Origin of the sequence: Pseudomonas sp. JV241A, assembly GCF_900275665.1 — a bacterium.
Lineage (GTDB): Bacteria > Pseudomonadota > Gammaproteobacteria > Pseudomonadales > Pseudomonadaceae > Aquipseudomonas > Aquipseudomonas wadenswilerensis.
This window is the reverse complement of the sequence record NZ_OPYO01000014.1, coordinates 1-17865: the sequence shown is the minus strand read 5'-3', so window position 1 is coordinate 17865 and position 17865 is coordinate 1. Positions and strand designations below refer to the sequence as shown.

The 17865-nt window shown below is 62.4% G+C and carries 16 protein-coding genes, 1 tRNA gene and 1 pseudogene; 9 read left to right on the top strand and 9 right to left on the bottom strand.

Features of this window, described 5'->3' with window-relative positions:
* Positions 1–68: 68 nt before the first annotated feature.
* The 4 genes from JV241A_RS09150 (at position 69) to JV241A_RS09135 (ending at position 6099) form a co-directional block, all read left to right on the top strand.
* Positions 69–1481 (top strand): DOPA decarboxylase, encoded by a 1413-nt coding sequence (locus JV241A_RS09150; protein ID WP_115087025.1) that lies wholly within the window; start codon positions 69–71, stop codon positions 1479–1481.
* A 242-nt stretch (positions 1482–1723) separates the two neighbouring features.
* Complete coding sequence (locus JV241A_RS09145) at positions 1724–2893, top strand: p-hydroxyphenylacetate 3-hydroxylase oxygenase component (protein ID WP_115087024.1); 1170 nt, start codon at positions 1724–1726, stop codon at positions 2891–2893.
* 58 nt (positions 2894–2951) lie between these two features.
* Positions 2952–3899, top strand: coding sequence for a p-hydroxyphenylacetate 3-hydroxylase reductase component (locus tag JV241A_RS09140; RefSeq protein WP_115087023.1), 948 nt, complete (start codon positions 2952–2954; stop codon positions 3897–3899).
* A gap of 106 nt (positions 3900–4005) precedes the next feature.
* On the top strand, positions 4006–6099 hold the full coding sequence (locus tag JV241A_RS09135) for a TonB-dependent siderophore receptor (RefSeq protein WP_177414855.1): 2094 nt from the start codon (positions 4006–4008) through the stop codon (positions 6097–6099).
* Between the two features lie 12 nt (positions 6100–6111).
* On the opposite strand, the gene JV241A_RS09130 is transcribed toward JV241A_RS09135, so the two are convergent.
* The gene (locus JV241A_RS09130; RefSeq protein ID WP_115087022.1) at positions 6112–6489 is read right to left on the bottom strand and encodes a GFA family protein; all 378 of its coding nucleotides are present in this window, start codon (positions 6487–6489) and stop codon (positions 6112–6114) included.
* A 15-nt stretch (positions 6490–6504) separates the two neighbouring features.
* Positions 6505–6897 (bottom strand): VOC family protein, encoded by a 393-nt coding sequence (locus tag JV241A_RS09125; protein ID WP_115087021.1) that lies wholly within the window; start codon positions 6895–6897, stop codon positions 6505–6507.
* Positions 6898–6995: 98 nt separating this feature from the next.
* Between JV241A_RS09125 and JV241A_RS09120 the strand changes: the two genes are divergently transcribed.
* Positions 6996–7820, top strand: a complete 825-nt coding sequence (locus JV241A_RS09120) for a class I SAM-dependent methyltransferase (RefSeq protein ID WP_115087020.1) — start codon at positions 6996–6998, stop codon at positions 7818–7820.
* 108 nt (positions 7821–7928) lie between these two features.
* Here the strand turns inward: JV241A_RS09120 and JV241A_RS09115 are convergent, their stop codons facing one another.
* Positions 7929–9869, bottom strand: a complete 1941-nt coding sequence (locus JV241A_RS09115; RefSeq protein ID WP_134062084.1) for a DNA topoisomerase III — start codon at positions 9867–9869, stop codon at positions 7929–7931.
* Between the two features lie 251 nt (positions 9870–10120).
* On the opposite strand from JV241A_RS09115, the gene JV241A_RS09110 reads away from it, so the two are divergent.
* Positions 10121–11971, top strand: a complete 1851-nt coding sequence (locus JV241A_RS09110; RefSeq protein ID WP_134062082.1) for a polyurethanase — start codon at positions 10121–10123, stop codon at positions 11969–11971.
* A gap of 129 nt (positions 11972–12100) precedes the next feature.
* Here JV241A_RS09110 and JV241A_RS09105 read toward each other — a convergent pair whose 3' ends face one another.
* The 3 genes from JV241A_RS09105 to alkB form a co-directional block, all read right to left on the bottom strand.
* A complete protein-coding gene (locus tag JV241A_RS09105) occupies positions 12101–13378 on the bottom strand; it encodes a bifunctional O-acetylhomoserine aminocarboxypropyltransferase/cysteine synthase (RefSeq protein WP_115087016.1) in 1278 nt (425 codons plus the stop codon).
* Positions 13379–13458: 80 nt separating this feature from the next.
* Positions 13459–14415: an alpha/beta fold hydrolase gene (locus JV241A_RS09100; RefSeq protein ID WP_134062080.1), complete on the bottom strand. Its 957-nt coding sequence runs from the start codon at positions 14413–14415 to the stop codon at positions 13459–13461.
* 89 nt (positions 14416–14504) lie between these two features.
* Entirely contained in the window at positions 14505–15161 is a 657-nt protein-coding gene (alkB, locus tag JV241A_RS09095; protein WP_134062078.1) for a DNA oxidative demethylase AlkB, read from the bottom strand.
* Positions 15162–15471: 310 nt separating this feature from the next.
* Here alkB and JV241A_RS09090 point away from each other — a divergent pair.
* Positions 15472–15545: transfer RNA gene (locus JV241A_RS09090), tRNA-Cys, on the top strand.
* Positions 15546–15641: 96 nt separating this feature from the next.
* Here the strand turns inward: JV241A_RS09090 and JV241A_RS09085 are convergent.
* A pseudogene (locus JV241A_RS09085) lies at positions 15642–16142 on the bottom strand (tyrosine-type recombinase/integrase); the annotation flags it as partial.
* Positions 16136–16375 carry a hypothetical protein gene (locus JV241A_RS09080; RefSeq protein ID WP_233674595.1) on the bottom strand — a complete coding sequence of 80 codons (240 nt, stop codon included), beginning with the start codon at positions 16373–16375 and terminating at the stop codon, positions 16136–16138. The gene JV241A_RS09080 and the pseudogene JV241A_RS09085, both read right to left, overlap by 7 nt.
* A gap of 107 nt (positions 16376–16482) precedes the next feature.
* On the opposite strand from JV241A_RS09080, the gene JV241A_RS09075 reads away from it, so the two are divergent.
* The gene (locus tag JV241A_RS09075; protein WP_134062076.1) at positions 16483–16674 is read left to right on the top strand and encodes a hypothetical protein; all 192 of its coding nucleotides are present in this window, start codon (positions 16483–16485) and stop codon (positions 16672–16674) included.
* A gap of 125 nt (positions 16675–16799) precedes the next feature.
* On the opposite strand, the gene JV241A_RS27570 is transcribed toward JV241A_RS09075, so the two are convergent.
* Positions 16800–17033, bottom strand: a complete 234-nt coding sequence (locus JV241A_RS27570) for a hypothetical protein (protein ID WP_205125906.1) — start codon at positions 17031–17033, stop codon at positions 16800–16802.
* 648 nt (positions 17034–17681) lie between these two features.
* Between JV241A_RS27570 and JV241A_RS09065 the strand changes: the two genes are divergently transcribed.
* On the top strand, positions 17682–17865 hold a 184-nt coding region (locus tag JV241A_RS09065), incomplete at its 3' end, for a transposase (RefSeq protein WP_134062074.1).

The following is a 17865-nucleotide window of genomic DNA, read 5'->3' as shown; positions in this document are numbered from 1 at the left end:
GGCGTTTTTTGTCGGTTGGCCAGGGCCTAGACTCAGGCCCACTTACCGACAACAACAGGAGCCGCTGCATGAGCCCGGAAGAATTTCGCAAACATGGCCACCAACTGATCGACCTGATCGCCGACTACCGCCAGGGTGTCGGCGAATTGCCGGTCATGGCCCAGGTTGAGCCCGGTTACCTCAAGGCGGCATTGCCAACCTCGGCGCCGGCTCAGGGTGAGCCGTTCGAGCAGATCCTCAAGGACGTCGACCAACTGGTCATGCCCGGCCTGTCCCACTGGCAGCATCCGGATTTTTTCGGTTACTTCCCCTCCAACGGCACCTTGTCGTCGGTGCTCGGCGATTTCCTCAGCACCGGCCTTGGCGTACTCGGCCTGTCGTGGCAATCCAGCCCGGCGTTGAGCGAACTGGAAGAAACCACCGTCGACTGGCTGCGGCAGATGGTCGGCCTGTCGGATCAGTGGAGCGGGGTGATCCAGGATACCGCCTCCACCAGTACCCTGGTGGCGCTGATCAGCGCCCGCGAGCGCAGTAGCGATTACGCCCTGGCCAAGGGCGGCCTGCAAGGGCAGGGCAAGCCGTTGATGATCTACACCAGCGCCCAGGCCCACAGCTCGGTGGACAAGGCCGCGCTGCTGGCAGGCTTTGGCAAGGACAACATCCGCTATATCGAAACCGATGAACACTTCGCCATGCGCCCGCAGGCACTGGCCGCGGCCATCGAAGAGGACCTGGCCAACGGCCTGCAGCCCTGCGCGGTGGTGGCAACCACCGGTACCACGACGACCACCGCCCTCGATCCACTGCAGCCAATCGGTGAGATCGCGCGTCAGTTTGGCCTGTGGCTGCACGTCGATTCGGCCATGGCCGGTTCCGCGATGATCCTTCCGGAATGCCGCTGGATGTGGGATGGCATCGAACAGGCCGATTCCATCGTGGTCAACGCGCATAAGTGGCTGGGCGTGGCCTTTGATTGCTCGCTGTATTTCGTCCGTGATCCGCAGCACCTGATCCGGGTCATGAGCACCAACCCCAGCTACTTGCAGTCGGCGGTCGACAGCAAGGTCAAGAACCTGCGCGACTGGGGCATTCCGTTGGGGCGGCGCTTCCGTGCCTTGAAACTGTGGTTCATGCTGCGCAGCGAAGGCATCGAGAATCTGCAGCAGCGCTTGCGCCGCGACCTGGACAATGCCCAATGGCTGGCCGAGCAGGTGCGTAATGCCCAGGGCTGGGAATTGCTGGCGCCGGTGCAGTTGCAGACCCTGTGCATTCGCCATCGGGGTGATGGCCTGGAAGGTGAGGCGCTGGATGCGCATACCCGCCGTTGGGCTGATCGGCTCAATGCGTCAGGGGTGGCCTATGTCACCCCGGCGACCTTGAATGGCCGCTGGATGGTACGGGTGTCGGTGGGGGCGTTGCCGACCGAGCGTGAGCATGTGGCTGAGCTTTGGCGGAATTTGCAGCAGGTGGTTCAAGGGTAACCTTCAGGGCCCAATCGCTGGCAAGCCAGCTCCCACAGGGGCCGGTGCATGCTGACCCTGTGGGAGCTGGCTTGCCAGCGATGAGGCCCTTGAACCCACAAAAAACGCTATGAAAAGTACAATCTTGCCTGTGGAAGTTGCATTTTCCCCCTGAGCCAAGCCTCCCATACTGGCCCCTGCATCCGCTGCCACCTGCCACTTCGCAGGCCTCGGCGGACATCCAATAATAAGCAGGGCCCCTCATGAAAAAGCCAAATCCGCTGCTCGAAGACCTCCGTTCGATTCTGCCCACCATCGCCACCAATGCCGCCCGTGCCGAGCAAGACCGCAAGGTTCCGGCCGAAAACATTGCCCTGCTCAAAAGCATCGGCCTGCACCGCGCCTTCCTGCCTAAACCCTATGGCGGCCTGGAAATTTCCCTGCCGCAATTTGCCGACTGCATCGCCTTGCTCGCCGGCGCGTGCGCCAGTACCGCCTGGGCCATGAGCCTGCTGTGTACCCACAGCCATCAGCTGGCGATGTTCCCGGCCAAGCTCCAGGACGAAATCTGGGGCGACAACCCCGACGCCACCGCCAGCAGCAGTATCGCCCCGTTCGGCAAGGTCGAGGAGGTCGAGGGCGGTGTGCTGTTCAGCGGCGAGATGGGTTGGAGCAGCGGCAGCGACCATGCCGAGTGGGCCATTGTCGGCTGCCGTCGGGTCAACGCCGAAGGCAGCCAGGATTACTGCTTCGCCGTGCTGCCGCGCAGCGATTACGAGATTCGTGACGACTGGTTCGCCGCCGGCATGAAAGGCAGCGGCACCAAGACCCTGGTGATCGACAAGGTGTTCGTCCCCGAGCACCGCATCCAGAAAGCCAAGGACATGATGGAAGGCAAGTCGGCAGGCTTTGGCCTGTACCCGGACAGCAAGGTGTTCTACTCGCCGTACCGGCCGTATTTCGCCAGTGGCTTTTCGACCGTCAGCCTCGGCATTGCCGAGCGCATGCTTGAAGCCTTCCGCGAAAAGACCAAGAACCGTGTGCGCGCCTACACCGGGGTCAATGTCGGTGCCGCCACCCCCGCACTGATGCGCCTGGCCGAATCCACCCACCAGGTTGCCGCCGCCCGCGCGTTTCTGGAAAAAACCTGGCAGGAACACGCCGAGCACAGCGAGCGTCACCAATATCCGACGCGCGAGACCCTGGCGTTCTGGCGCACCAACCAGGGCTATGCGGTGAAGATGTGCATCCAGGCGGTCGACCGGTTGTTCGAAGCCGCTGGCGGCACCGCCTGGTTCGACAGCAACGAGATGCAGCGGCTGTGGCGCGATGCACACATGACCGGCGCCCATGCCTACACCGACTACGACGTTTGCGCACAGATCCTCGGCCGCGAACTGATGGGCCTGGAGCCCGATCCGAGCATGGTCTGAAGTACACCGCCAATAACAACAATGACGGCTGCCGCTCTAGGCAGCCGGGGAGTCTTGCATGTCTACTGCAACCGCAACGGCCTTCGACAGCCGCGCCTTTCGCCGCGCCCTGGGCAATTTCGCCACTGGCGTTACCGTGGTCACCGCCGCCGACCCGCAGGGCAATCTGGTCGGGGTCACTGCCAACAGCTTCAACTCGGTGTCCCTCGACCCGCCGCTGATTCTCTGGAGCCTCGATAAGCGCTCCAGCAGCCTGGCGGTGTTCGAGGCGGCCAGCCATTTTGCGGTGAACGTTCTCGCCGCCGACCAGATCGATCTGTCCAATAACTTCGCCAAGCCCAAGGACGATCGCTTTGCCGGCATCCGCTATCAGGCCGGCGAGGGCGGGGCGCCGATCCTGGCGGATTGCTCGGCGTGCTTCCAGTGTGAAACCCACCAGATCCTCGATGGCGGCGATCACTGGATCATGCTCGGCAAGGTGCTGGCCTTCGATGATTGCGGCCGTTCACCGTTGCTCTATCACCAGGGTGCCTATTCCATGGTGCTGCCGCACACCCGCATGACCCGCCGTGAAGAAGGCCAGCCGCCGAGCAGCCATTTCCAGGGGCGCCTGAGCCACAACCTCTACTACCTGATGACCCAGGCCCTGCGCGCCTACCAGGCCAGCTACCAGCCGCGGCAGCTGTCCAGTGGCCTGCGCACCAGCGAGGCGCGGATGCTCATGGTGCTGGAGAACGACGCCGGGCTGAACCTGGCCGAGCTGCAGCGCGAAGTGGCCATGCCGGCGCGGGAAATCGACGAGGCGGTGGCCAACCTCAAGCGCAAGGGCCTGGTGTGCGACAGCGAAGCGGCCGGGCATGTGCGCCTGACCATCGCCGGCATCGACCAGACCGAGGGCCTGTGGAGTATCGCCCGCGAGCAGCAGGACAAGGTGTTCGGGACGTTCAGCGAGGAGCAGATTGCGACCTTCAAGACCGTGCTGCAGGCGGTGATTCGCAGCTGTTGAGGTTTGATCGCGGGGCAAGCCCGCTCCTGCAGGAGCGCTTGCGTCGCGATGCTTTTATATTTCTCCTTAAATTGTTATGTTATTACATATATTTTAAGGAGCCCCCATGAACTACCCCGTAGGAAGGTTATCCCTGGGCCTGTCCGCCTCGCTGCTCGCCCTGCCAGCCGTTGCCGCCGACGCCGTAGTACTCGATGCCCTCAACGTCAACGAGCGCCATTACGAAGAAACTGCGACCGGGCCGGTGCAGGGCTATCGCGCAAGCCGCTCGAGCACCGCGACCAAAACGGACACTGACATCCGCGACACCCCGCAAAGCATTGCCGTGGTGCCCAGCCAAGTGCTCGAGGACCTGAATAGCACGCGCATCGACCGCGCCCTGGACTTTGCCGGCGGTGTCAGCCGGCAGAACAACTTTGGTGGCCTGACCTTCCTCAACTACAGCGTGCGCGGCTTTACCACCGGCGAGTTGTACAAGAACGGCTTTGCCGTCAATCGCGGTAGCTACAGCGCCCCGGATACCTCCAACATCGAACGCATCGAAGTGCTCAAGGGCCCGGCGGCCAGTTTGTATGGGCGCGGCGATCCGGGTGGGCTGGTGAACATCGTCACCAAGCGCCCGCAAGCCGAAGCCTTTACCCAGTTCAAGGCCAGCGCCGGCAGTTGGGACCGCTACCGCAGCAGCCTGGACGTGAATACGCCGCTGAGTGAAGACGGCCGGGTGCTGTCGCGGGTGAACATGGCGGTGGAGGATAACGGCAGCTTCCGTGATTACGTCGGCAGTGAGCGGCGCATCGTCAGCCCGTCGCTGAGCTGGCAGTTGAGCCCCGAGACCCTGCTGTCGATCGACACCGAGTTCTCGCGCACCGAGTCGGTGTTCGACCGTGGTATCCCGGCGGTCAACAATGAGCTGGGCTCGGTCAGCCGTTCGACCTTTCTGGGCGAGCCCAACGACGGGCGCATTCGCAACGACAACCAGACCCTCGACCTGACCCTGGAACACCACCTCAACGACAGCTGGAAGCTGCGCCTGGCCAATCACTACACCCAGGGCCGGCTCAAGGGCAACAGCTCGGAACCATCGCGGGTGGTCGGTACCACCATCAGCCGGTTCTACCGGGAGCGCGATTTCGAGTGGAACGACAACATTACCCAGGCTGAGCTGCATGGCCAGTTCCAGTTTGCCGGCTGGGAGCACCAGAGCCTGATCGGCCTGGAATACGAGAACTACCGCAACAGCCAGAAGTACCCGCAAAGCGCCACCTCGCTCGGCTATGGCCTGGACATCTACAACCCGGCGTACGGTCAGGCAAAACCGCCGCTGATCAACCCCAATGACTTCTTCGAGCGCACCGAAAGCTATGCCCTCAACCTGCAGGACCAGATCGCCTTTACCGACCGTTTGCGCGGCCTGGTGGGCGTGCGTCTGGAGCACATCGAGCAGACCGCGCAAAACCGCACTACACAACTGAGCAACAGCCAGGAAAAAGACGTTGCCACGCCGCGTGTCGGCCTGCTGTACCAACTGACGCCAGAAGTTGGCGTGTTCGCCAATGCCTCGACCTCGTTCAAGCCCAACAGCATCGGTACCCGGGGCCAGATCTACAAACCGGAAAAAGGCCTGGGTTATGAAACCGGGCTCAAGCTGGATCTGTTCGACAGCCGCCTGGGGGCGACCATCGCGCTGTTCCAGATCGACAAGGAAAACGTCATCACCACCGATGCCTTCGGTGACAGCATCGCCGCCGGCAAGGCGCGCAGTCAGGGTGTCGACCTGCAGTTCAGCGGCCAGCTCAGCGACGCCGTGCGCGTGATCGGCGCCTATGCCTATATCGATGCCGAAGTGACCAAGGGCGATGCCGCCTTGCCCAAAGGCAGCGACCTGCTGGGCATCCCGCAGCACAGCGGCAGCCTGATGGCGGTGTATGAGTTCCAGAGCGGTCCATTGCTCGGCTCGGATTTCGGCGCGGCGGCCAACTACGTGGGCGAGCGTTCAGGCCAGGCCGGCAGTAGCTTCCGTCTGCCAAGCTACAGCACTGTCGACCTGCTGGCCCACTACAAGGTCAGTGAGCAGGCAACCATCGGCCTGAACCTGAATAACCTGTTCGACCGCAAGTACTACGAACGCGGCTACAACGCGGCGTGGAACCTGCCGGGTGAGCCGCGCAACGTCATGGTCAGCCTGAGCCTGGCGCTGTAAGCCGACGGTGCTTTATTGCACGCACCACCAGCGCGGCAGCTGGTCGTTGAACGAGTGAGTTATCGGTGCCAGGGCCTGGTGCTGGTTGCTGTCGAAGCTGCCCAGCAGCAGGGCCACCGTTGGCTGATCATCGATGGCACCCAGCGAGCTGCCGCAGCTGGGGCAGAAGGCCCGGCTGGAATAGTCCGAGGAGCGAAAAGTTGCCGGCGCTGCGCCGGGGCCGGTCCAGCGTATTTGCTCGCGGGCAAACTCAACCCAGGTGGCCGTCAGCGCGCCCGTATGGCGCTGGCACCACTTGCACGAGCAGCAATGGGGGTTTAGTGCCGGGCCCGTGGCTTCAAAGCGGATCGCCCCGCACAGGCAGCCACCGCTGTAGGTTGCAACGTCCATTGTTTCGTCTCCGGGCTAGTTGCCTACGGGGGTGCACAGCTCCACCAGGGTGCCATCGGGGCAGCGCACATACGACAGTGTTTGCCCCCATGGCTTGGCTTCAGGTGTTTTCAGCTCGACGGCGCCCGCCGCCACGGCGCGGGCATGGGCGGCTGCGACGTCGTCGGTGACCAGGGCGATTTCCATGCCCAGTGGTTTTGGCGATTCGCTGGCCGCCAGCACGCCGCCCGGAAAGTGGCTGTTACCCAGTGCCAGGGCGGCGAAAGCGAGGGTGGTGGCGCCGGTGTCCAGCTCGCCATAGTCGCCCGACTCGTGCAGAAACCGCCGGCTCAGGCCGAAGGCCTGTTCGAAGAACGTCAGCGAGGCAGCGACATCCGGGACGTAGACGATGGTGTATCCGAGTTTCATCAATGCTTCCTTGATTGAAGAGGGCGTGGGCGGTTTATACCGTACTTGCCGGATGCTTGGGTACATCGCTATGGTTGCGTCTGCAATGGAGAGCCATGATGACTGATCCGATTGAACTCAATCGCCGCAACTGGGATGAGCGTGCGCCACTGCACGCCGCATCCACCGACTATGAAGTGGAAAAATTCGTCGCAGACCCCGCACACCTTTCCGAAGTGGTGCGTTTCGACCTGCCGCGCCTGGGTGATATCCAGGGCCTGCGCGCTGTGCACCTGCAGTGTCATATCGGTACCGACACCTTGTCGCTATCGCGCCTGGGCGCCGAAGTCAGCGGGCTGGATTTCTCTTCGCAGTCTCTGGCCCAGGCGCGGGCTTTGGCTGAACGCTGTGGGGCAAGGATTGATTACGTCGAGGCGGATGTGTATGCCGCTGACCGGGTGCTGGCACCCAATTCTTTCGACCTGGTATACACCGGTATCGGCGCGCTGATCTGGCTGCCGAGCATCGAGCGCTGGGCGCGTACCGTGGCGGCCTTGCTCAAGCCGGGTGGACGGCTGTTCCTGCGCGAAGGTCATCCGATGCTGCTGGCGGTGAACGAGGACTATCAGGACAAACTGGTCATCGAGTACCCGTACTTCGAGCGCGAGGCGCCAACGGTGTGGGACAGCGGCGAGACTTATGTCGAGACCGACAGATTGCTGGAGCAGACTGTCACCCATGAGTGGAACCATGGCCTGGGCGAGATCATCAGCGCCTTGCTCAAGCATGGGCTGCAGATCACCGCGTTGGTGGAGCATGACAGCATTCCCTGGGAGGCGTTGCCGGGACAGATGAGTACAGACGCAGCAGGTGAGTGGTCGCTGGACAAGGATCGCTGGCGCTTGCCGTTGAGTTATACCCTGCAGGCGGTCAAGCAGGGCTAACGGCTGTGGACCTTGAGGGCCTCATCGCCGGCAAGACCGGCTCCCACAATGGCTTGGTAGACGCCGATCTTGTGGGAGCTGGCCTTGCCAGCGATGAGGCCGGCAGCCTCATTGCGCTGCCGCCTTCGGCTTACGGGTTCGTTTACCCGCCGCAGTACCGCTCTTGCGCTTTTTCTTCCACGGCGTACCACTACGCCCCGCCGGAGTCGCCGGGCCGCTGATGGTCAGGCGCAGGCCGGCACAACGCTCGACCTGCTTGCTCATCCACGCCGACTGCTTGGCGACAAACTCTTCCAGGCTCATCTCGCCGCTTTGCACCATGTCCAGCGCCTGCTCCCAGATCGCCGTGGTGCCCGGGTCGGCAATCGCCCTTGGCACGGCATCGATCAGGCTGAAGGCCGCCGGGGTGGCACTCAGGGCCTTGCCGTGCTTGACCAGGTAACCGCGATCGAGCAGGCCCTGGATGATCCCCGCACGAGTAGCCTCAGTACCAATACCGGTGGTGTCCTTGAGCTTTTGCTTGAGGCGCGGGTCGTCCACCAGCTTGGCGACGTTCTTCATCGCCTTGATCAGGTCGCCTTCGGTGAATGGCTTGGGCGGCTGGGTCCAGAGGTCCTTGAGGTTGACCCCGGCCACCGTGCAATCCTGGCCTTCGTGCAGCAGCGGCAGCACCTGGGCTACCGGCGCTTCACGGCCTTTGGCCGGGGTCAGGGCTTCAGGCAGGGCGCGGCGCCAGCCCGGTTCGACAATTTGCTTGCCCACTGCACGCAAGGCAAAACCTGCGCAATCGAACTCGGCCTGGGTGCGGTCATATTCGTGGTTGGGCAGGAACTGCGCCAGGTAGCGGGCGCGGATCAGGGTATAGACCGCCTTGTGCTTGGCCGGCAAGCGCGACGGGTCGCTGGCGGCGGCCGTGGGGATAATGCCATGGTGGGCGCTGACCTTGGCGTCGTTCCAGGCCCTTGAACGGCGCTGGGGCTGCAGGTGCGGCTGCAAGGGCGCAAGGCTGGTATCCGCGCGCTGCAAGGCGGCGAGAATGGCCGGGGCCTCGCTGTGCTGGCTCAACGGCAGGTAGCCGCAGTCGCTGCGCGGGTAGGTGATCAGCTTGTGGGTTTCGTACAGGGCCTGGGCGATGTCCAGGGTCTCCTGGGCGCCGAGGCCGAACTTCTTCGAGCACAGCTCCTGCAGGGTGCCGAGGTCGAAGGGCAGCGGCGCTGCTTCGCGAACCCGTTCGGTGGCCACTTTCATCGCCCGGGCACTGCTGGCGGCACCGATGGCTGCGGCGGCCTGCTGGGCCAGGGCCTGGTTCAGGCAGCGGCCCTGATCGTCGCAGGCATCCTCGGGTGCCCGCCACTGTGCAGTGAACTGTTCGCCAGCGCTTTGCAACTGCACGTCGATGGCCCAGTAAGCCACCGGCACGAAATCGGCGATGCTGCGGTCGCGGTCAACCACCAGGCGCAACGTCGGTGTTTGCACCCGGCCCACCGGCAGTACGCCCTGGTAGCCGGACTGGCGGCCGAGCAGGGTGAACAGGCGGCTCATGTTCATACCGATCAGCCAGTCGGCCCGCGAGCGACCCAGGGCCGAATGGTAAAGGCTGAAGGTTTCGGTACCGGGCTTGAGCGCTGCCAGCGCCTTGCGGATGGAGGCGTCGTCCAGCGCCGACAGCCACAACCGGCTGATCGGCCCGCGATAGCGGCAATGCTCGACCAACTCGCGGGCGATCATCTCGCCTTCACGGTCGGCGTCGGTGGCGATCACCAGCTCGCGGGCTTCACCGAGCAGGCGTTTGACTGCCTTGAACTGGCTGGCGGTCTTGGGTTTGACCAGCATCTTCCACTTCTCGGGAATGATCGGCAGGTCGGCCAGCACCCAGCGCTTGTACCGAGCGTCGTAGCTGTCGGGTGGGGCGGTCTCGAGCAAATGGCCGATGCACCAGGTAACGGTAACGTCGGTGCCGACCCAGCAGCCGTCGCCGCGGCGGTTGGCACCGAGGACTTTGGCGATGTCTTTGGCCTGGGAGGGCTTTTCGCAGAGAAACAGGCGCATGCCGTTCGATCTATGGCTGGAAATGGCCATAGGATGCGCAGGATTGACAGGCATGGCAAGTTTTATCTGTATGGATATACAGCTCGATGTTGCCATCGATGACAACGAAAACTCCTCGCATTTGGCCAGCTTGCCCTCGACGTTGCCATGGACGGGCAATTTACCGTTGTGGCAGCGTTTGACCTTGCCCACGGGTGTGTCAACGGACGCTGTCGCCAGGGTTTTCTGCCACCTGCACAAGGATGTATGCCATGCCTGTTTTCGATTATCGCAACCTCGACAGCACCGCTTCCAAAGCCCTGTACAGCGACGCCATGGCGCTGAGCCTGTATGCCTACCACGGCATCGACAACGGCTTCGCCGTTGGCTACCAGCAGTACGGTTTCGGCCTCGGCTTGCCCGCCACCTTGATCAAGGCGTTGATTGGCGGCACCGACAGCCAGGGCGCGATCCCCGGTCTCCCCTGGAACCCCGACTCCGAAGCCCAGGCCCTGGCCGCAGTCAAGGCCGCAGGCTGGACGCCGATCAGCGCCCAGCAACTGGGCTATCAGGGCAGCACGGATTTTCGTGGCACCATCCATGGCGAAACCGCCGGCTACACCAGTGCCCAGGTCGAGATCCTCGGCAAGTATGACGCTGCTGGCCAGTTGAGCGGCCTGGGCATCGCCTTTCGCGGCACCAGCGGGCCGCGGGAAAACCTGATTGGCGACACCATCAGCGACGCCATCAACGACCTTATGGCCGCCATTGGCCCGGCTGACTATGCCAAGAACTACGCCGCCAATGCCTTCGGCAGGCTGTTCGAGGATGTCGCCAGATTCGCCAAGGCCAACGGCCTGAGCGGCACCGACATCACCGTCAGCGGCCACAGCCTTGGCGGCCTCGGCGTCAACAGCCTGGCCGAGCTCAGCAACGAAAAGTGGGGCGGTTTTTATAAAGATGCCCGTTATGTTGCTTTTGCTTCACCTACCCAGGCCAGCGACAGCAGCAAGGTGCTGAACATCGGCTACGAGAACGACCCGGTGTTCCGCGCCCTCAACGGCTCGAAAGCCGACTGGGCAACCTTCGGCGTACATGATGCCGCCAAGCCCTCGAGCACCGACAACATCGTCAACTTCAACGACCACTACGCCTCGGATGCCTGGAACCTGCTGCCGTATTCGATCGCCAACATCGTCACCTGGCTGTCGCATTTGCCCTCCGCTTACGGCGATGGCCTGGGCCGGGTGCTGAACTCGACATTCTATGAATGGACGGCGAAGGACTCGACCATCATCGTCAGCAACCTGTCCGACGTCACCCGTGGCTCGACCTGGGTCGAGGATCTGAACCGCAACGCCGAAACCCACAATGGCAGCACCTTTATCATCGGTTCCGAAGCCGGCGACCTGATTCAAGGCGGGCGTGGCAACGACTACCTCGAAGGGCGCGGCGGCAATGACACCTTCCGTGACGAAGGCGGCTACAACCTGATCGACGGCGGCGCCGGCCACGACACCTTGAAACTCGGGCAGGCGCTGGGCAACGTCGACATCGCCCGCGATGGCAATGGCACGCTGTACCTGCGCGACGCAGCGGGCGGCATCAGCCTGGTCAACCAGGTCGAGACCCTGGTCAGCAAGGAGTCCAGCCTGGTGTTCTTCAGCAAGGAAGTCAGCCACCAGATCGACCCGGCGGGGCTGCTGAGCAGCGGCAAGCTGCATGCCTACGCCGCCAGCCAGAGCGGCACGGCGGGCAATGACGGCCTGACCGCGAGCGCCCAGGGCGACTGGCTGTTTGGCCTCGATGGCAATGACCACCTGCAGGGTGGCCGTGGCAACGATGTGTTCGTCGGCGGCGCCGGTAATGATGTACTGGTGTCAGGCGGCGGCCGGGACACCTTCCTGTTCAGCGGCCATTTTGGCCAGGATCAGGTTCAGGGCTTTGGCGCTGATGACCGTCTGGTGTTCATGGGGGTTGATGGCGGCACCGCGCAAGCAGATTTTCGTCAGCACCTGAACCAGGTGGGCAACGATACCGTGCTGCATTTTGGTACTGACAGCGTGACCCTGGTGGGGGTATCGGCAGACAGCCTTGGCGCGGCGCAGGTCGTCATCGCCTGAACGATCCGGCGCCAGGCTTCATCGAAGTGTTGCGCTTGGCAAACAAACAGACTGGAGCTCGCGGTGATCAACGCCGCCTGCGGGTAGTCGCCGCAGCCTCGCGTGAGGCTGCGTAGTAGTCTGACTGCTTCACCCGCGGCTGGCCTCCAGCGCCTGGCTCAGGTCGGCAATGATGTCATCGCTGTGCTCGATGCCGATCGACAGGCGCACCATGTCCCGTGGTACACCGGCCCGTTCAAGCTCTTCGTCGTTGAGCTGGCGGTGGGTGGTGGAGGCGGGGTGGCAGGCCAGTGATTTGGCATCGCCAATATTGACCAGACGCACCACCAGCTGTAGCGCATCGATGAAACGCGCGCCAGCTTGCTGGCCGCCCTTGATCCCGAACGACAGGATCGAGGCCGGTTTGCCTTCGGTGTAGCGTCGGGCCAGTTCGTGTTCGGGATGATCGGGCAGGCCTGCGTACTTCACCCAGGCGACCTGCTCATGGTCTTGCAGGTAGCGGGCGACCTTCAGCGCATTCTCGGTGTGACGCTCCATGCGCAGGGCCAGCGTCTCCAGGCCTTGCAGAATAAGGAAGGCGTTGAATGGCGATAGCGCAGCCCCTGTATTGCGTAGCGGCACCACCCGGCAGCGGCCGATAAAGGCGGCAGGGCCAAAGGCTTCGGTGTAGGTCACGCCGTGGTAGGACGGGTCCGGGGTGTTGAGCAGGGCGAAGCGCTCTTTGTTTTCGGCCCAGGGGAACTTGCCCGAGTCAATGACGATGCCGCCGATGCTGGTGCCGTGGCCGCCGATGTACTTGGTCAGCGAGTGCACGACGATATCGGCGCCGTGTTCGAACGGGCGGCAGAGGATCGGCGTGGCGACGGTGTTGTCGACGATCAGCGGCACGCCATGGCGGTGCGCGGCATCGGCAAGGGCCTGCAGGTCGACGATATTGCCGGCCGGGTTGCCGATCGACTCGCAGAACACTGCCTTGGTGCGGCTGTCGATCAGCGCTTCGAGGGCGGCGATGTCGTCATGGGCGGCGAAGCGGGTCTGGATGCCGAAGCGCGGCAAGGTATGGGCCAGGAGGTTGTAGGTACCGCCGTAGAGCTTGGCCACCGAGACGATATTGTCGCCGGCTTCGGCCACGGTCTGGATCGCGTAGGTGATCGCCGCCATGCCCGAGGCCACGGCCAAGGCACCGACACCGCCTTCGAGCGCCGCCATGCGCTGCTCGAGCACGTCGTTGGTAGGGTTCATGATCCGGCTATAGATGTTGCCGGCGACTTTCAGGTCGAACAGATCGGCGCCGTGCTGGGTGTCGTCGAAAGCAAACGAGGTGGTCTGGTAGATCGGTACCGCGACGGCCTTGGTGGTCGGGTCGGGGCTGAAGCCCGCGTGGATGGCCAGGGTTTCCAGCTTCATGCAATCTTCCTTGAAAGTCGGGGGAGGGGCTAGAGCATGGAGCGGGTAGGGAGTGACGGTCAAGGCCCGTAGGAACGGGCTCAGTGTCCCAGTACAAATTCGCCCACGGCTTCGGCCAAACCTTCCGACAATGGCAAACGCGGATCGCTGTAAGCCATGAGATTGGCCAGCCGGTCACCCTCGGGCACATCCTTGAATACATGGTTGGCGCGCTCCAGCAAGACCAGCCGCGCCTTCGGCTGGCCCTGCTGCAAGGCCTTGGCATCGGCCGCCGTGATCTGCAAATCCTGACCTGCCTGGATGATCAGCACGGGCTGCTTCAGGGGGGCGATCAGTTGCGCCGGGTCGTGGGCCATTTCACTGCGGATCAGGCCTTGCACCTCCTGGCGCAGCAGCGGTTTGAGCTCATCGGGGATCTGTGAGTTCGACACCGTCTCGCCCGCCTCGAGGCGGCGGATGAGGGCTATTCCAGGCTCGACCAGTGGCGCGTTTTCAGGGTGGGCCTGGAGTTGCTCGACCAGGATCGTCGCGATTGGCCGCCCGGCACTGGCCGCCAGCACCAGGCCGCTGACATCGGGGTTGTCCCGGGCTGCGAGCATGGCAATCAGGCCGCCCTGGCTATGCCCCAGCAGCCACACCGGCGCCTGCGGCTGACGCTCGCGCAAGGCTGCGACCCAGGCGCGGACATCGCTGGCATAGTCGTCGATGGTCACCTGATCGGCATCGGCAACCGCCCCGGCACTATCACGCACGCCACGCTTGTCGATGCGCAGGCTGCTGATGCCTTGGGCAGCGAGGCTTTCGGCCAGTAATTTATAGGTGAAAGGGCGCAAACCTGCGCCCTTGTGGTTGCCATTACGGTCGGTGGCACCGGAACCCGGGATGATGACCACCACCGGCGCGGTACTCTGGGCCTTGAGCCAGGTTGCGCTCAGTGGGCCTTGAGGGCCAGGGATCTGCAGGGTCGCTTCCTCACCGGCCATGGCTACGCAGCACGGCAGGGCGACGATCAGGGCCAGGGCTTTGATCCATTGCATGGCGAGCAAGACTCCTGTCAGTGCGGATAATCATTCCATTATCGATAGGTGCTGCGCGTGGGGTTGTGAGGTTTTGTAAAACATAGACCTCAGCCTGCCTTACGCAAGGTCAGGTTGATCCGCCGGCCGCTTAGCAGCGGATGACTGCCCGGTTTGAGTGGCAGTACCCCATGAAAGCGCAGACGGTCTTCACCACCCCAAACCATCACATCGCCATGACGCAGGCCGATGCGCCGTGTCGATTCGCTGCGGGTATGCCCGCCGAACTGGAACACCGCTGGCAAGCCCAGCGACACAGAGACGATCGGCTGGCTGTAATCGCGCTCATCACGGTCCTGATGCAGGCTCAGGCGATTGCCGGGTTTATAGCAGTTGATCAGGCAAGCGTCCGGCCGGAAATCGGCAAAGCCTGCGGCCGAAGCGGCGAGGGCCGCCAGTTCGATGAATGCAGGTGGCAGCACGGGCCAGGGCTGCTGACTGAGCGGATCGACCGGGCTGTACCGATAGCCGCGACGGTCACTGATCCACCCCAGCGCCCCACAGTTGGTCAAACCCACGGCCATGTTCAGGCCGCCGGGGGTGAGCATATGCCGGAACGGCGCGTGGGCGATGATCTGGCGCAGCTCAGGCAGCAGCACGTCTACCCAGGCCAGGGCAAAACCGGGCAGCACCACCGCCTGTTTACCGATCCATTGTGGTTCGGCGGGGCTGGCGGGGTTGAACAGATCCAGTTCGGTTTGCATCATGATCGGCAATTCAGGCAGCGGGCAGGGTGTAGAGCCTGTATAGTAACGCGCTTTGGCAATGGGGGCTGTCACCCTGTTTGTTGCGGCCAAAGCCCGCACTTCGGGGCCCGTAGCGTCTCTCGAATAAAAAAATAAAACTTTTTGAATTCAAGGGGTTGCCAGGGCTGGGGAATGAGTACATAATTGCGTCCATCGAAAACGAGGCACGAAAAAAGCCTAGCGTTTTCAAGGGGATAGCGGTTTTAGCGAGTTGTTTCCTTAAAGAGTTGTATATGTTTGAGACCGCAGTATCAGGGTCTCGGGCATTTGAGGCCGAGTAGCAAAGTGGTTATGCTCCGGATTGCAAATCCGTCTACGCCGGTTCGATTCCGACCTCGGCCTCCATTATTGAAAGCCCCGCAGATTAACGTCTGCGGGGTTTTTCTTTGTGGGTCGGAAAAGTCGAGAGTTCCGAAACTTAAGGCATGGAGTTCCGAAACTTCAGCCTTTCGAGGGCTTGGCGATGGCCCCGACGCGACGGTAAACGCGCTCGGTGATTTCCTCTTTCGAGTGGCCGAGCAGCACGCTCGCATCGCTCAGATCGTTGATCTCGGATGCTGCCTTCGGTCGGATGTCCCTGAACTGGAACTGGGCTATTCGATTGGCAAGGTCAGGCTTCTTCTCCAGCTCTGCTTTCACCCTCGCGGCCTCGCGTGCGTCCGCCCACCGGTTGCGCAACATTGGCCAGCTCATCCGCTTGCCGTGCTCGTTCACGATGAAGAACGGGGACAAGTGCTCTCTGGTGCGCCGCATGATGCGCTCTAGCAGCAGCCCCAGGCTGTTCTTCAAATCATCCGCTTCCAGGACGATCCTCAATCGCTTGCCGGTCTTGCCTTGGCTGACCAGCAGGTAGATTCCTTCCATGTCGTCCTTCCGCATGGACAGCACGTCTGACGGCCGCTGGCCGGTCAGGTACGCCAGATCCATCGCATCCTTCAGCTCGTCAGGAGTAGGTGGTCTGCTGCCTTCTCGAAGTCCTCCTCGCGGTAGTTGCCCTCGGCGAGACCGCCACGGCACACGCGCCACACGCTGCGCTTGGGCTGGGCCTCGGCCGCCTTGATCTTCTCGGCCATCTTGTCGCGGGCGTAGCGCATCTGGTCCAGGGTCAATGTCTCAACCCACTGGTCCGTGCTGACTCGCATGGTGTGGCCCTGGTGACAGGTTATTTCAGGCATGACTCATCCTCGCCCGCCTATCGGCAGGCTTGAGTTGTTGTGGGGTGGAGGGCCTCGACGGTGCCGAATGTGAGCTTTAATTAAGCTCACACTTGGAGGAGCACAAGATGGGTGACTGGTCTGATTATTTTGAAGACTTTCCTGAAGAAAACCCTGCAAACGAAGTACGACAGCCAGGGCCTCTTGAGCGTGTTAAGTCTAAGCACATAGACACTGTCCGAAAAAACAGTTTGAAAGAGTGTAAGGAGGTTCAGAAGCTGCTGGACGAAGTCTTTGCTCGCAAAAAGGATGGCTCTTGATCCGGCTTGGTATCGACCTCATCACCTCCAGGCAGTCGCCATGGTGAAGGCTGACCTCTGTCATGGCCTCGGCCCCTTCCAGATCATCCAGGCCATGTAGAGCGGGGCGGCGATGGGTATGAACATCATGGCTCGATCCTCTTGAACTCGACGACCCAGACCCAGGGGTTGGCATTCCAGTCGCCGCCGGTTGAGTTCCACAGTTCGGCGAATGCGTCGAAAGCTGTGGTTACCGGGATGAATTCGTACATCGAGCGGGCAAGGCCCTCTTTGCAGATCTGGCCGATGGTGATGTGCTGCAGCGGTTCGATTCGAACCTCGGTGATCTCCAGCAGAATGCGGCTGGCCCAGCGGGGCATGTGAATGCTCGGACGCCAAGCGCCCTCGTACTGCAGGCTTTTGGTCTCCGGCTTCCAGTCGGCCTGATCAGGAATCTGCCACAGGCCATAATCCCCGACACTGCAGCTGCTCTGTAGATTCGTGCGGCCTGGCGCTCGTCGCCTTTCTGCACATGGTCATTCCAGTCAATACAGACGCCATCCTCGTTGCCGAGCAGTGCGAAGGTCTCGCGCACCCACAGACGATCACCGGGTAGGCCAAAAGGGCAAAGTTCGGCGTAATAGCTGGCGCTGTTCGGTGGACCTGGCCATCGGCCGGCAGCTCGTGGCATTCGCCCAGCTGGACGCCGTAGCCGATTTCCTTGAGTGACTGGGCATTGAGGGCGCGCCGGGTAACTGTCTTCCGACCATCCAGCACGGCGCGGACCATCGGCCCGTTGAACAAGATCGGGCATTCCTTTGCTTCAGGCATGACTTCGTCCTTGCCGCTATGGCGGCTGACTTTAAAGGGGGGGTTAAGTATCGGCGCGCGAGTAATGCGTGGTGCGATTTGCTGTGTTTATATACAGCCTTATTGCTTGCAAGAGGTTCCCACCAATGCTCCATGTAGTGGTCTAATGAAACCGGACACCCATTTAGGCGAGAATGCTCGCCAGAGAGAGGTGTCCGATGACCAAGCAACGTCGTTCCTTTACGCCCGAGTTCAAACGCGAAGCTGCCAGTCTGGTGCTCGACCAGGGCTACAGCCATATCGAAGCAGCCCGTTCGCTTGGGCTGGTGGAGTCGGCCCTGCGTCGATGGGTTAACCAGCTTCAGGAAGAGCGAAACGGTGTGACTCCGACCAGTAAAGCGC